Origin of the sequence: Sinorhizobium sojae CCBAU 05684, assembly GCF_002288525.1 — a bacterium.
In the GTDB taxonomy this organism is placed as follows: domain Bacteria; phylum Pseudomonadota; class Alphaproteobacteria; order Rhizobiales; family Rhizobiaceae; genus Sinorhizobium; species Sinorhizobium sojae.
In genome coordinates this window covers 3,218,731-3,232,036 of sequence record NZ_CP023067.1, presented here as the reverse complement: position 1 = coordinate 3,232,036, position 13,306 = coordinate 3,218,731, and the positions used below count along the sequence as shown (strand labels likewise).

Annotated in this window: 14 protein-coding genes; 7 read left to right on the top strand and 7 right to left on the bottom strand. The window is 62.9% G+C overall.

What is annotated here, in order from left to right; all coding sequences use genetic code 11:
- Positions 1-5 precede the first annotated feature (5 nt).
- The 6 genes from SJ05684_RS15770 (at position 6) to SJ05684_RS15745 (ending at position 7,529) form a co-directional block, all read left to right on the top strand.
- Entirely contained in the window at positions 6-350 is a 345-nt protein-coding gene (locus tag SJ05684_RS15770; protein ID WP_050979936.1) for a YunG family protein, read from the top strand.
- A gap of 696 nt (positions 351-1,046) precedes the next feature.
- Positions 1,047-4,001 (top strand): helicase-related protein, encoded by a 2,955-nt coding sequence (locus SJ05684_RS15765; RefSeq protein WP_034852864.1) that lies wholly within the window; start codon positions 1,047-1,049, stop codon positions 3,999-4,001.
- Positions 4,002-4,010: 9 nt separating this feature from the next.
- Positions 4,011-4,418, top strand: coding sequence for an RNA-binding S4 domain-containing protein (locus SJ05684_RS15760; protein WP_034852772.1), 408 nt, complete (start codon positions 4,011-4,013; stop codon positions 4,416-4,418).
- Positions 4,419-4,717: 299 nt separating this feature from the next.
- Positions 4,718-5,056: a ferredoxin FdxA gene (gene fdxA, locus SJ05684_RS15755; RefSeq protein ID WP_034852774.1), complete on the top strand. Its 339-nt coding sequence runs from the start codon at positions 4,718-4,720 to the stop codon at positions 5,054-5,056.
- A gap of 407 nt (positions 5,057-5,463) precedes the next feature.
- On the top strand, positions 5,464-6,033 hold the full coding sequence (locus tag SJ05684_RS15750; protein ID WP_034852776.1) for a CarD family transcriptional regulator: 570 nt from the start codon (positions 5,464-5,466) through the stop codon (positions 6,031-6,033).
- 629 nt (positions 6,034-6,662) lie between these two features.
- Complete coding sequence (locus SJ05684_RS15745) at positions 6,663-7,529, top strand: RNA polymerase factor sigma-32 (protein ID WP_034852778.1); 867 nt, start codon at positions 6,663-6,665, stop codon at positions 7,527-7,529.
- Positions 7,530-7,764: 235 nt separating this feature from the next.
- On the opposite strand, the gene SJ05684_RS15740 is transcribed toward SJ05684_RS15745, so the two are convergent.
- The 3 genes from SJ05684_RS15740 to rplS all read right to left on the bottom strand — a co-directional run bounded on the left by SJ05684_RS15740 (position 7,765) and on the right by rplS (position 10,145).
- Complete coding sequence (locus tag SJ05684_RS15740) at positions 7,765-8,586, bottom strand: amino acid ABC transporter permease (RefSeq protein WP_034852780.1); 822 nt, start codon at positions 8,584-8,586, stop codon at positions 7,765-7,767.
- A 4-nt stretch (positions 8,587-8,590) separates the two neighbouring features.
- Complete coding sequence (locus SJ05684_RS15735; protein ID WP_034852782.1) at positions 8,591-9,400, bottom strand: basic amino acid ABC transporter substrate-binding protein; 810 nt, start codon at positions 9,398-9,400, stop codon at positions 8,591-8,593.
- A 214-nt stretch (positions 9,401-9,614) separates the two neighbouring features.
- Entirely contained in the window at positions 9,615-10,145 is a 531-nt protein-coding gene (rplS, locus tag SJ05684_RS15730) for a 50S ribosomal protein L19 (protein ID WP_034852783.1), read from the bottom strand.
- Positions 10,146-10,453: 308 nt separating this feature from the next.
- On the opposite strand from rplS, the gene SJ05684_RS15725 reads away from it, so the two are divergent.
- Entirely contained in the window at positions 10,454-11,200 is a 747-nt protein-coding gene (locus tag SJ05684_RS15725) for a sulfite exporter TauE/SafE family protein (RefSeq protein ID WP_034852784.1), read from the top strand.
- On the opposite strand, the gene trmD is transcribed toward SJ05684_RS15725, so the two are convergent.
- The 4 genes from trmD to SJ05684_RS15705 all read right to left on the bottom strand — a co-directional run bounded on the left by trmD (position 11,182) and on the right by SJ05684_RS15705 (position 13,300).
- Positions 11,182-11,886, bottom strand: a complete 705-nt coding sequence (gene trmD, locus SJ05684_RS15720; protein ID WP_034852786.1) for a tRNA (guanosine(37)-N1)-methyltransferase TrmD — start codon at positions 11,884-11,886, stop codon at positions 11,182-11,184. The genes SJ05684_RS15725 and trmD overlap by 19 nt on opposite strands.
- A gap of 7 nt (positions 11,887-11,893) precedes the next feature.
- Positions 11,894-12,457: a ribosome maturation factor RimM gene (gene rimM, locus SJ05684_RS15715; RefSeq protein ID WP_034852788.1), complete on the bottom strand. Its 564-nt coding sequence runs from the start codon at positions 12,455-12,457 to the stop codon at positions 11,894-11,896.
- 94 nt (positions 12,458-12,551) lie between these two features.
- The gene (gene rpsP, locus SJ05684_RS15710) at positions 12,552-12,926 is read right to left on the bottom strand and encodes a 30S ribosomal protein S16 (protein ID WP_034852789.1); all 375 of its coding nucleotides are present in this window, start codon (positions 12,924-12,926) and stop codon (positions 12,552-12,554) included.
- Between the two features lie 38 nt (positions 12,927-12,964).
- On the bottom strand, positions 12,965-13,300 hold the full coding sequence (locus tag SJ05684_RS15705; protein ID WP_034852797.1) for a chorismate mutase: 336 nt from the start codon (positions 13,298-13,300) through the stop codon (positions 12,965-12,967).
- Between the last annotated feature and the right edge of the window lie 6 nt (positions 13,301-13,306).

The window sequence follows — 13,306 nt, the reverse complement described above, 5'->3', positions numbered from 1 at the left end:
GGGCGGTGCGGAGCTATCCTTCGATATCCGCCCTCCGTCAGGCGCTGGAGCACGCCTGGTCGCTGGCGAGTTCCAGCAAATATTCCATTGAGAACCCTGCGCGCGGGCAGTGCGGCGTTACCGCACTGGTCGTGCAGGACATTTTCGGCGGTGAAATTCTGAAGACCCGGACAGACGAGGGTATGCACTTCTACAATCGGATCGCCGGCGAACGGCACGATCTGACGCTCTCGCAGTTTTATGGGCCCATCCCTTTCGACGATATCATATCGTCGCGCGACGGGGCTTTAGCGGATACGTCCGATGCGCAGTATCGCGCGCTGAGGGATCGCCTTGGCCTCGTTGCTTGAGTTTCATGTCCTAACGGTCCGTTGGGTACCCTCGCCTTGGGCGCTGACATGCGAAAGATCATCGCAGTCGCCAATGCACGCCTAGATGCGCACCCCAAGCGCGGCGCGATTTCGGCGTCATCGTGAGTCGAGCGCGGACCCTCCACGGCTGATAGCTGACCATCTATATCTTGTGTCGAACAAATGCGGAAAATCCGGCCGCCTGCGATTCTCCTCCGCGCACCGCAATCGCTTTCACGGCGCGGGGCAACGATTCTCATTCCCCGATCTTTCGAGTCTCGACGCGAGTCGGATGAAAAATTTTCCAGGCATTCCAGACTCTTGGATTCGGAATCCTTGGCGGCGATTGCTGGCGCGCGACGAAGACAATTGCCGTCAACGGCCTATTGTACGCCTATGATCATCGCCGATTCAGCATCTCGTGCGAGTCCATCGAAGACGGTCCATATATAGCCGTGAACATACAGTGAATCGTTGCGAGTCGTCGATTCGTCGCCGATTCGTTCCGCGACTGTTCCAAATGTCGATGTCCAGGCACAGCAGGGTGACGCTAAATATGGCTAGGCAGACTGTCGCATTTAATCGCCCGCGCCCCTTGCGTTTGGCCTTGCGCATGGGCATCTGTTTCCCGCCGGGGCGCGAGGGCGCGCCGGCTCGTTGATACTGCCCGGGATCGATGCCTTGTCCTTTCAATCCATGATCCTGAGCGGCCGCGGCGTGACCGCGGTGCTCGGGCCTACCAATACCGGCAAGACGCACTACGCGATCGAGCGCATGGTGGCGCATGACAGCGGCGTGATCGGGCTGCCGCTGCGTTTGCTTGCGCGCGAGGTCTATACTCGTCTCGTCGAGAAGGTTGGCCATCACAATGTCGCGCTGATCACCGGCGAGGAGAAGATCACGCCGCATCAGGCCCGCTATTCGGTCTGCACGGTGGAGGCCATGCCGCGCGAGACGACGGCGTCCTTCGTCGCGATCGACGAGGTGCAGCTCGCGGGCGACCTGGAGCGGGGCCACATCTTCACCGATCGGCTCCTGCATCTGCGTGGTCGAGGCGAGACGCTTCTCCTCGGTGCCGCGACCATGCGGTCGATCCTGGAGCATCTCCTGCCCGGCATCACAGTCGTCGAGCGGCCGCGCATGTCGCAGCTTCTCTATGCCGGCTCCAAGAAAATCACCCGGCTGCCGAACCGCTCGGCGATCGTCGCCTTTTCGGCCGACGAGGTCTATGCGATCGCCGAACTCATCCGGCGCCAGCGCGGCGGTGCCGCCGTGGTGCTCGGGGCGCTTTCGCCGCGCACCCGCAATGCCCAGGTCGAGCTCTACCAGGAGGGGGACGTCGACTATCTGGTGGCGACGGACGCAATCGGCATGGGGCTCAATCTGGACGTCGATCACGTCGCCTTCGCCCAGGATCGCAAGTTCGACGGTTACCAGTACCGCAACCTCAACCCGGCGGAGTTGGCCCAGGTCGCCGGGCGCGCCGGCCGCCATCTCCGTGACGGATCCTTCGGCGTGACCGGACGCGTCGATCCATTCGAGGACGAACTCGTCCATCGCATCGAATCGCATGAATTCGACCCGGTGCGGGTGCTGCAATGGCGTTCCAAGGCGCTAGACTTCTCCTCGCTTAAGGCGCTGAAGATGAGTCTCGAGGCGGCGCCCGCCGTCTCCGGCCTTGTTCGCGCGCTTCCGGCCGTTGACCAGCAGGCGCTGGAGCATCTGACGCGCTATTCCGAGGTGACGGATGTCGCAACCACGGCGGAGCGGGTCGAGAAGCTGTGGGAAGCCTGCGCACTGCCGGACTATCGTCGCATCACGCCGGCGCAGCATGCCGACCTGATCTCGACGATCTATGCGGACCTTGTCCGCGACGGCCGGGTCAATGAGGACTTCATGGCCGAGCAGGTTCGCCGCGCCGATCACACGGACGGCGAGATTGACACACTTTCGGCGCGAATTGCGCAGATCAGGACGTGGACCTATGTGTCCAACCGGCCCGGGTGGCTTGCCGATCCGACACACTGGCAAGAAAAGACGCGGGAAATCGAAGATCGATTGTCCGACGCGTTACATGAAAGGTTGACGAAACGCTTTGTTGATCGCAGGACATCTGTGCTCATGAAGCGCCTGAGAGAGAATGCGATGCTGGAAGCAGAAATCAGTGTGAATGGGGATGTCTTCGTCGAGGGGCACCATGTGGGTCAGCTAACCGGATTCCGGTTCACCTTGGCCGCCGGCGAAGGGGCGGATGCGAAGGCAGTCCAAGGCGCCGCCCAGAAGGCGCTGGCGCTGGAATACGAGGCGCGCGCCGCCCGTTTGCACGCCGCCGGCAACAGCGACCTTGCGCTGTCCTCGGACGGCCTCGTGCGGTGGCTCGGAGACCCCGTCGCGCGGCTTTCCGCCAGCGACCACGTCATGCGGCCCCGCGTCATCCTGCTCGCCGACGAGCAGCTCCAGGCCCATGCGCGCGAGCATGTGCTGGCCCGGATCGAACGCTTCGTCAACCATCACATCAGCACGGTGCTCAAGCCGCTTGACGATATTTCGCGCGCGGAAGATCTTGAAGGTCTTGCCAAGGGGTTAGCCTTCCAGCTCGTCGAAAATCTCGGCGTGCTCTTCCGTCGCGACGTCGCGGAAGAAGTGAAGTCGCTCGATCAGGAAAGCCGCGCCTCGATCCGCAAATATGGCGTCCGCTTCGGCGCCTATCACATCTTCCTGCCGGCGCTCCTGAAGCCGGCACCGGCGGAGCTGATCACGCTGCTCTGGGCGTTGAAGAACGACGGGCTCGACAAGGCCGGCTATGGCGAATTGATCCCGATGCTCGCCGCCGGCCGCACCTCGGTCGTCGCCGATCCGTCCTTCGAGCGGACATTCTACAAGCTCGCGGGCTTCCGCTATCTCGGCAAGCGCGCGGTCCGGATCGATATATTGGAACGCCTTGCGGACCTCATCCGTCCGCTCCTGCAATGGGCGCCGGGTACGACGCCGCGTCCGGATGGCGCCTATGACGGCCGCCGCTTCATGGCGACGACCTCGATGCTCTCCATCCTGGGGGCAACGCCTGACGACATGGAGGAGATCCTGAAGGGTCTCGGCTATCGGGCCGACGTCGTGACGGCAGAGGAGGCGGCAAGCTTCCTTGCGGTCCAGGACGGTGCGACGGCCGAAGCGGTTCCCGCTGCCGAAACCGCTCCGGAGCAGGGCGAAGCCGACGCCGATGCGGCGACGGCTGCCTCGGAAGAAGCGCCGGCGGATGCTCCTGCCGCGGATGCCGCGGGCGAAGGGGCGGCCGCACCGGCCGAATCGGAAGAGCCGGCGGAGCCGAAGCCGGTGCTCCTCTGGCGTCCCGGTACGCGCCAGGACAACCAGCGCGGGGGCGGCCGCCATCAGGGAGATCAGCGCCGCGGCGGCCAACGCCATGGCGAGCGCCATGGCCAGACGGACGGTCGCGAGGGAGGCCGCAAGGGCGGCGGGCCGGCGCGTGCAAAGGCACAGGACGGCAAGCCGAGCGGCCAGCGCAAGGAGCGTCAAGATCGCCACGATCGCGGCGCCAAGTTCGAGGCGCGCCCGCCGCGCAGGGAAAAACCGCTCGATCCGGATTCGCCTTTCGCGAAACTCGCCGCTCTCAAGGAGCAGCTGAAGAAATAGGCCAATGCCATGGAGAAACAGCCAGCGTCCCCGCCCGCAGCACGCCAGCGGCTCGACAAATGGCTGTTCTTCGCCCGGCTGATCAAGTCACGCTCGCTTGCGCAGAAGGCAATCGAAGCCGGGCATGTGGCGGTGAACGGCACGCGGGCAATGCAATCCTCTGCCCAGGTCAAGGCGGGCGACACGCTCGAGTTGTCTCTCGATCGGCGCGACCTCGTTGTGCGGGTGTTGTTACCGGGGACACGGCGAGGCCCCTATGACGAGGCACGGCTGCTTTACGAGGACCTGACACCGCCGGCCTCGCCGAGACTGACGCCCTTTGAGCAGGCGACGCGCGAGCGCGGCGCCGGGCGGCCGACGAAACGGGAGCGCCGCGAAACGGATCGCCTGATTCCCGGTTTCGACGAGGAGGATTAGCTCCGCCGCGCTCCCCCGCCGGAGACGGCGAATTGGGCCTGCCTGGTCGGCCGGGGTTTTTGGACGCCTCGATCCGAAACCATGGCGACTGCGGAAAACCATGCCCTTTCCGCGTCAAATCGCGCATGGATAATTCTTGCAAAGGACGCCCAAAGCCTTTACGTCACAAGCCACGTTGGGTGGCATTCGGGTCTGCTTCGGCAGCTATGCGCGCCGGACATTTCTAGCATGTGCGGACGACGGGGCATCACCGTCAATTGCCGTCTGCCATCAAATGTGAGCATTGGCTGGAGTACCTCATGACGTATGTCGTGACCGACAATTGCATTCGCTGCAAGTATACGGACTGTGTGGAAGTCTGCCCGGTGGATTGTTTCTACGAAGGCGAGAACTTCCTCGTCATCCACCCCGATGAATGCATCGACTGCGGCGTGTGCGAACCGGAATGTCCCGCTGGCGCGATCAAGCCAGACACCGAGCCGGGCCTGGATACGTGGTTGAAATTGAACGCCGATTTTGCCACGATATGGCCGAACATCACGGTCAAGCGGGATCCGATGCCCGGGGCCAAGGAGATGGACGGCGTCGAAGGGAAATACGAGCAGTATTTCTCCCCCGAGCCGGGACAAGGCGACTGAGACCGGCGGTCGCTTCGTTCGTCGCGGCTGACCAAGGTGCTGAAATATAGGGACCGAAATCTGGGGAAATCCTGACCACCCAGTGGCGGGAGCGAGCGTGGCGGCTTGATCGTTGCTATGCAGCAAATTATTGATTTCGGCAGTTTTTTGTGATAGGTTCCGCACACTGATCCACAGAGGGTGCTTTTGCGCGCCCGAAAACCAGCACGAAAGCAAACGATCTCCATTAACGCGGCACCTTTCAAATACGCAACGTTTCGTTGCTTGTGATTGCGGCGTATGTGGCTGTTTGCGTTCGTCGGACGGACCAGGATGGACCCCACCCGGCGGTATCCCCGTCTATCCGGGCCTCACCGACCCGGCCCGGCCTCTTGAGGCCGGTGCGCAACAGGGAGTGTTTGAAACGAATGACGACCCAGCAGAAGAAATCTTCAACGCGCCAAGGCTTCAAGACCGGTGAATCGATCGTTTATCCGGCCCACGGCGTTGGCCAGATCGTTGCGATTGAGGAGCAGGAAGTTGCGGGCATGAAGCTCGAGCTTTTTGTCATCGACTTCGAGAAGGACAAGATGCGTCTCAAGGTGCCGGTGGCAAAGGCCGTCAGCATCGGGATGCGCAAACTGTCCGAGACCGATTTCGTCGATCGCGCGTTGAAGGTTGTGCAGGGCAAGGCTCGCGTGAAGCGGACCATGTGGTCGCGGCGCGCCCAGGAATACGACGCCAAGATCAACTCCGGCGACCTGATTTCCATCGCGGAAGTCGTGCGCGACCTTTACCGCGCGGAAAACCAGCCGGAACAGTCCTATTCCGAACGCCAGCTCTATGAAGCCGCTCTGGACCGCATGGCACGCGAGATTGCGGCGGTAAACAAGATGTCGGAAACGGAAGCCGTGCGCCTCGTGGAGGCGAACCTTAACAAGGGACCGAAGCGCGGCAAGGCCATCGAAGAGGACGATACCCAGGACGAGGCCGCCTGAACATTGGGATCGGCGACGATCCCTTTGGGAGCCGCCCACCCGTCTTGACGAGAGCGAAACTCCCTGACCCGCACTTGCCAAGATCTAAGTTCCCAAGACTCAGCTTGCCAAGACTTAACCCGAAAGCCCGGCCTAGCGCCGGGCTTTCTTGTTTGGTGCCACAGCGGCTGGCGAACGCAAAGATGCCCCTTACTACTGCATGTCTCCTACGAGCCCGCTCAGCGCATCAAAGGCCAGCGTCCGATATGCGTTCTGAAGGACGCTCGGCGCCGTAAGGACAGAGAGGGGCAGCATTCAGATCACGGGAGCGACCTTTGCGCGCCTGTCAAGACACGTGGCGCTTGTCGGCGCGTCCACGACAAGAACGTCACCGTGCAGTGCATTGCCCGCTGCAATCAAAAATCGTGTGTCCGAGGGAACTTTTCGCCGCCGCGTACGTTTGACGTTTCCGGGACGGTTCTACGCCCGGGCGATCTGGCTCTGTGATTTCTCACCGTTTCAGGTTCGTATTCGATTTAGGGCGCTCCCTTGCTTCGTCAAGTCGTGACCCTTTTCCGTCATCGCCGAACGCTGCAGCCGGCGTTTGGTCCCTGTTCACGGTGGCGTTCGGCGCCAATACGGAGCAATCGATGAAGACTCTTACCGCAGACCGGCGTCTGATCAAGATTGCCATGGATGCCCCCTATCTGGAGCGAGACGAAGAGCATGCGCTGGCGGAGGCCTGGCGATACGACCGCGACCAGGAGGCGCGCAACAAGATCGCCATGTCGCATATGCGTCTCGTGGTTGCAATGGCGGCGAAGTTCCGCAGCTTTGGTCTGCCGATGGGCGACCTGGTCCAGGAGGGGCATATCGGCCTCTTGGAGGCGGCCGCCCGCTTCGAACCGAGTAGGGAAGTGCGCTTTTCCACCTATGCCACCTGGTGGATCCGGGCCTCGATGCAGGATTATGTCCTGCGCAACTGGTCGATCGTCAGAGGTGGCACAAGCTCGGCGCAGAAGGCGCTGTTTTTCAACTTGCGCCGGCTGAGGGCACGTTTGGCCCAGGGAGACCGCCAGCTTACATCGCAGGCGATGCACGAGGAGATCGCCGCCGCCCTCGGCGTCAGCCTTGCCGACGTCCAGACGATGGATGCGCGCCTTTCCGGCAACGACGCGTCGCTGCAGGCACCGGTCGGGCACGGCGACGCGGAAGGCGGCGCGCGGCTCGATTTTCTTGCGAGCGATGCGCCGCTGCCCGACGAGCAGGTCAGTGAGTTGATCGACGGCGAACGCGCGCGCCGCTGGCTGCACAGCGCGCTGGGCCAGCTCAGCGAGCGCGAGATGAAGATCATCCGCGCGCGGCGGCTGTCGGAGGACGGAGCGACACTCGAGGAGCTCGGGGTCGCTCTCGGGATATCGAAGGAGCGCGTGCGCCAGATCGAAACGCGGGCGCTCGAGAAGCTGCGTGCGGCCCTCGCCGCAAAGGCGCCGGCCCTGACCGGGGGCATTCATTGATGCATGAATGCATGTCGCCCAACCGTGCAGCGGTTCTGGGGCAACGACATGCACAAACAGCAGGACGCAAAGCGCATCGTACAAGCACGTTTGATCGCGACGCGCTTGAGCTTAGCGTATCGGCCCGAAATCGGAACCGATTTTCGGAGGCTCGATGCGCAGATGCAAGAGTATCCCCGAACTAGGGTCTTGTGCGCCATAGCGGACGCACAAGACAACACGTTCGAAATCTCCGCTACCGCGCCTCCGCCCGACGCAGCCGTCGCTCGACCGCCCTCAGGGCAAGCGACAGCCCGATCGTCAGGATCAGGTAGACATAGGCGACGATCGAATAGGTCTCGAAAAAGCGGAAGGAGCCGGAGGCGTAGATCTTTCCCATCTGAGTGATGTCGGCGACGCCCAGCACGGAGACGAGCGAGGAATCCTTCACCATCGCCACGAAATCATTGCCGAGCGGTGGCAGGATGACGCGGATCGCCTGCGGAAAGACTACGAGGCGGAAGCGCTGAAAGCGCGAGAGCCCGAGCGCCATCGCGGCCTCGACCTGCCCCTTGTCGACCGATTGAATGCCGGCGCGAAAGACCTCTGCGATAAAGGCGGAATAGCCGATCATCAGCGCGATGATCGCCCGCCACATCAGCGATATGTCGCGTACGACGAGCGGCTCCATCCACCCCGCCGAAATGATCGGCGCCGCAAGGAAATTGGCGGCGACCACGAGCGCCGGCGCCCCGACGAAGGCGATATAGAAGAGCAGGACGAGGATCGGCACGCCACGGACGACCTCCGTATAGAAGCGCGCGACCTGCCGGAGCGCCACGTGCTCGGAAAGGGCCATCAGGGCGATGCCAAGGCCCAGCACGGTCGCCAGCGCAAATCCCGTAAGCGTGACGAAGATGGTCACGCCTATGCCCTTGAGGACGACGGTGAAAACCTGGGTGAATATGTCGTTGGTGATGATCGCCGCAGCAAGAAGGGCGGCGATCACGAGAAGGGCGACCAACCACCACGGATAATCGCCCTTCTCGGATGTGCCGGATGATTTGACCGGAGCCAAGCGATCAGCCGCCCATCTTGTAGTCGAGAAACCACTTCTTGTTCAGCGCGTCGAAGGTGCCGTCCTCCTTGAGCGCCTTGATGGCGGCATTGACCGGGGCGACGAGATCGGAGCCCTTCGGGAAGATGAAGCCGAAATCCTCGGTCCCAAGCGGCTCTCCGACCACCTTCAGCTTGCCTTCCGACGCGTCGACATAGCCCTTGGCGGCTACGCTGTCAGTGAGCACGAGGTCGACATCGCCGGCCCTGAGCGCCTGGACGGTGGCTCCGAATGTCTCGAACAGTTTGATGCGCGGGTTCTGCTCGTTGCCGTCGAGAATCTCATAGACGGCCGTATAGAAGGGCGAGGTGCCCGGCTGGGCGCCGATCAGTGCATTCTCGACTGCGGCGAAGTTCTTGGCGTCGTTAAAGCGCGTCTCGTCGCTGCGCACCAGCATAAATTGCTGGGAGCGCATATAGGGATCGGAGAAATCCACCTTCTCCTTGCGGTCGTCCTTGATGGTGATGCCGGTCATGCCGATCTGGTATTGGCCGTCGGAAACCGCCTGGATCATCGCGTCCCAGCTGACGTTCTGATACTCGACCTTGAAGTTCAGCCGCTTGGCGATCTCGTTCATGGCGTCATATTCCCAGCCGACGGCCTCGCCGCTCTGGGGGTCGACGAATTGCAGCGGCGGATAGGCGTTCTCGGTGACGACGACGACCGTTTTACCGCCGAGATCCGGCAGGTCGGTTGCGAGAGCGGGCGCGCAGAAGGCGAAGGGAACGGCGAAGGCGGCGGCGATGCCCGCAAGCACGTGGCGGCGGATTGTCATGGAAGGAACTCCTGGAAATTTGTGGCGACAAAAGATGTCACGAAATTTCAGGGGAATACAAGCCAGTAGGTCATAGGTTTCGAGGCGGACCGAGATCGGCGTGCGCTGTCCTTTCAAGTGGAGCGGGGATGCCGGCGGGACCGTCTGCACATGAATCCCCCAAAAAGAAAGGCGGCCCGAGGCCGCCTTTCTGCCAATTCCAGGAAGGCAATTCTTATTCCGCAGCGTTTTCCGCTGCATTTGCCTCGGCAGCTGCCTTCTCGGCGGCTTCGGCGGCGGCCTTCTCGGCGGCGAGCGCCTGGGCGGCTGCGACCTTTTCAGCCTCGATGCGTGCCTTTTCCTCGGCAACGGCCTGACGCTCGGCCTCGTTCAGCTTGCGGGCGCGCGTGCCGGTATTCTCGACGATACGAGCCGACTTGCCGCGACGGTCGCGCAGGTAGTAGAGCTTGGCGCGACGCACCTTACCGCGGCGAACGACTTCGACGCTCTCGACGAGCGGGGAGTAAACCGGGAAGACGCGCTCCACGCCTTCGCCATAGGAAATCTTGCGAACGGTGAAGCTCTCGTTGATGCCGCCGCCGGAGCGGGCGATGCAGACACCTTCATAGGCCTGAACGCGGGTACGGTTGCCTTCGACGACGCGGACGTTGACGCGGACGGTGTCGCCGGCGGAGAATTCCGGAAGGGTGCGCTTGGCGGCGATCTTGGCGGCCTGTTCGGCTTCCAGCTGCTGGATGATGTTCATCGGTCTAACCTTTGCTTTTCTGAAACAGCCAGAGCGCTCTCGACCGGCCCATCGGATTTCCTTCAGGCCTTGCCCAATCGGGCAGGAGCGGTTTCGCCATTCTTTGTTTACGGTCGACGGGCAAGAACCCGAACCGGGCCGGCACATACACCAAACGGGCCCGCTTGTCATCCCCAAAAGCGGATTTCTCGGCCTCTTCCTGAAGACCTTTCCACCTGTGGGACGGGGACGGGGCTTGATCCAGCAGCGTACTTGCAGCCGAGATCGCAAGCGGCTATCCCGATGTCCAGGCCGGTTCGAGGGAGACTATGACGCTATTCCACGTGCTACTGCTGTTCGTTGCCGGATTTCTGTCCGGGGTCGTCAACGCCATCGCTGGCGGCGGCACGTTTCTCACCTTCGGTGCCATGACGCTGGGCGGCCTGCCGCCGATCGTCGCCAATGCCACCTCCTCGATCATCCAGCTGCCCGGCTATATCACCTCGGCGCTCGCCTATGCCAAGGAGATCCGCGCCGACGGGCGCAATGCGGTCGTCCTCGGGCTCATTTCGGCCGTCGGCGGGCTTGCGGGGGCACTGATCCTCCTCTCGCTCTCCAATCCGTCCTTCCGCGCCATGGTGCCCTGGCTCCTGATCGCCGCCACCGCAGTCTTCGCCGCCGGGCCCCTGTTGAAGCCGAAGGCGCGCAGCGACGAGCACAGGATCGGCCTCCTGGGAGTGGCAAGCCAGATGGTAACCTCCGTCTATGGCGGCTTCTTCGGCGCCGGCATGGGCATCATGATGCTCGCGGTTCTCGGCCTTGCGACCGGCGGCGGCTATCACCGGCTGAACGCGCTCAAAAACTTCATCTCCATCGTGATTGCCACGATCGCGATTTTCGTATTCGCGGCGGGCGGTGTCGTTTCCTGGCTGCACGCGGCGATCATGGTGCCAGGCGCGGCACTCGGTGGTTATTCGGGCGTCTGGGCGGCGAGACGGGTTCCCCAATCGGTTATCCGCGCGCTTGTCGTGGCCGTCGGCATGCTGCTGGCCGCTTATTATTTCTTCACCGGCTGAGTCGATGCCTGCTTCAGCAGATCGGGCCGGCGTTCCTCCGTCAGCCGTCGTGCTTCGGCCTCGCGCCACCTGGCGACGGCGCCGTGGTTTCCGGAGGTCAGCACCGCCGGAATCTCCTGACCTTCGAAGACCTGCGGCCGCGTGTAGTGCGGGTGCTCCAGCAGTCCGCCCTCGAAGCTCTCATGTACGCCGGAGAGGTCGTTGCCCATCACCCCCGGCAGGATGCGCACGACCGCATCGAGCAGCACCAGCGCCGCCGGCTCGCCTCCGGACAGGATATAGTCGCCGATCGAGATCTCTTCGAGCCGGCGCGCATCGATGACGCGCTGGTCGACGCCTTCGAAGCGGCCGCAGACGATGACCGCGCCGGGGCCGCTTGCAAGCTCGCGCACCCGCGCCTGCGTCAGCGGCCGCCCGCGCGGGGTCATCAACAGGCGCGGCCGGTCGTCATCCGTCGAGACATGATCGATGGCGCGGGCAAGCACATCCGGCTTCAACACCATGCCGGCGCCGCCGCCGGCCGGCGTGTCGTCCACGGTGCGGTGCTTGTCCTCCGCATAATCGCGGATCTGTACGGCCTCCATAGACCATTGCCCGCGTTCCAGCGCCTTGCCCGCAAGGGACAGGCCGAGATGCCCCGGGAACATCTCCGGATAAAGCGTCAGCACCGTTGCGCGGAAAGGCATCGCCGCCTCACTTACGCTTGGTGGGGAAGGATTTGCCGATGCCCTCGTCCTTGTCGTCGACAAGGCCCGCGGCTACCGGGTCGACCAGCAGCTTGCCCGCCTCGAGGTCGATTTCCAGGACCGACCATTCGGTGAAGGGAATGAGCACCGGTCTTCTGCCCGGACCTTTCAGTTCCAGAAGATCGCCGGCGCCAAAATCGAAAACGCCGGTCACCGAGCCGTAGCTCTTGCCGGCGCCGTCGACGGCTTCCAGCCCTTCAAGGTCCGCATAGAAGAACTCGTCCTCTTCGAGGTCGTCGTCGGGGAGATTGTCGCGCTCGATGAAAAGCTCAAGGCCGTTCAGCGCCTCGGCCGCAGTCCGGTCGTTGATGCCGCGGAAGCGCACGATGACGACGTTTTTCGCTTCGCGAACTTCCAGGATCTCGAAGACGCGGCCGTCTTCGCTGTGCAAATTGCCGTAATCGCCGAGCGCAGCCGGTTCGTCCGTAAAGGATCTGACCCTGACTTCGCCGCGCAGGCCTTGCGCCGCACCGATCGTTGCCATCAGAACAGGGTTCTTGAGTGTCGTCATCGCCGGAATCCATGCGCTGGTCGTGAGGGCTGCACATAAAGCAAAACGGGCGGCATGGAAATGCCGCCCGTCCGCCACATCGTGTAGATGCAGATTATTCCGCGGCAGATTCCGCTGCGGCAGCGGCTGCTTCTTCGGCGCGCTGCTTGGCTTCGGCGGCGCGCTCCTGAGCCTTCTTGCCCGGCTGTGCCTTTGTGGGGTTGTTGCGGGCCGGGCGCTTGGCGAGGCCGGCCTGGTCGAGGAAGCGGAGCACGCGGTCGGTCGGCTGCGCGCCCTGGGCGATCCAGTGGCTCACGCGTTCGGCATTCAGCTCGATGCGCTTTTCGTCATCCTTGGCGAGCATCGGGTTCCAGGAGCCGAGCTTCTCGAGGAAACGGCCGTCACGCGGTGAGCGCGCGTCGGCGACGACGATCTGGTAATAGGGGCGCTTCTTGGAACCGCCACGGGCGAGACGAATTTTCAGTGCCATTTCAAACTACTCCTTGCAAGCTTTCTTGACCGCTTCGTTCAAGCGGAACGGGTGGTACCGGCGCTGCCCGCGGGCTGCGAGCGATCGGCGGCGATGGCTTCATGATGCCGGATGACTTCCTTGATGATGAAGTTCAGGAACTTCTCGGCGAAATCCGGATCCAGATTGGCGTCCTTGGCAAGGCGCCGAAGGCGTTCGATCTGGTATTCTTCGCGCGCCGGATCGGCCGGCGGCAAGCTGTGCTTGGCCTTCAGAACGCCAACCGCCTTGGTGCAGCGGAAGCGTTCGGCCAGCATATGGACGAGAGCGGCATCGATATTGTCGATCGACTGCCGATAGCTCGCCAATTCTTCTTTGATCTCGGGATCAAGCATCCGTCG

Bases quoted from the DNA above. Each gene is read 5' to 3' on its own strand.
- SJ05684_RS15765 (WP_034852864.1), top strand. From the start codon at position 1,047: ATGATCCTGAGCGGCCGCGGCGTGACCGCGGTGCTCGGGCCTACCAAT.
- SJ05684_RS15760 (WP_034852772.1), top strand. From the start codon at position 4,011: ATGGAGAAACAGCCAGCGTCCCCGCCCGCAGCACGCCAGCGGCTCGAC.
- fdxA (WP_034852774.1), top strand. From the start codon at position 4,718: ATGACGTATGTCGTGACCGACAATTGCATTCGCTGCAAGTATACGGAC.
- SJ05684_RS15750 (WP_034852776.1), top strand. From the start codon at position 5,464: ATGACGACCCAGCAGAAGAAATCTTCAACGCGCCAAGGCTTCAAGACC.
- SJ05684_RS15745 (WP_034852778.1), top strand. From the start codon at position 6,663: ATGAAGACTCTTACCGCAGACCGGCGTCTGATCAAGATTGCCATGGAT.
- SJ05684_RS15735 (WP_034852782.1), bottom strand. From the start codon at position 9,400: ATGACAATCCGCCGCCACGTGCTTGCGGGCATCGCCGCCGCCTTCGCC.
- rplS (WP_034852783.1), bottom strand. From the start codon at position 10,145: ATGAACATCATCCAGCAGCTGGAAGCCGAACAGGCCGCCAAGATCGCC.
- SJ05684_RS15725 (WP_034852784.1), top strand. From the start codon at position 10,454: ATGACGCTATTCCACGTGCTACTGCTGTTCGTTGCCGGATTTCTGTCC.
- trmD (WP_034852786.1), bottom strand. From the start codon at position 11,886: ATGCCTTTCCGCGCAACGGTGCTGACGCTTTATCCGGAGATGTTCCCG.
- rimM (WP_034852788.1), bottom strand. From the start codon at position 12,457: ATGACGACACTCAAGAACCCTGTTCTGATGGCAACGATCGGTGCGGCG.
- rpsP (WP_034852789.1), bottom strand. From the start codon at position 12,926: ATGGCACTGAAAATTCGTCTCGCCCGTGGCGGTTCCAAGAAGCGCCCC.
- SJ05684_RS15705 (WP_034852797.1), bottom strand. From the start codon at position 13,300: ATGCTTGATCCCGAGATCAAAGAAGAATTGGCGAGCTATCGGCAGTCG.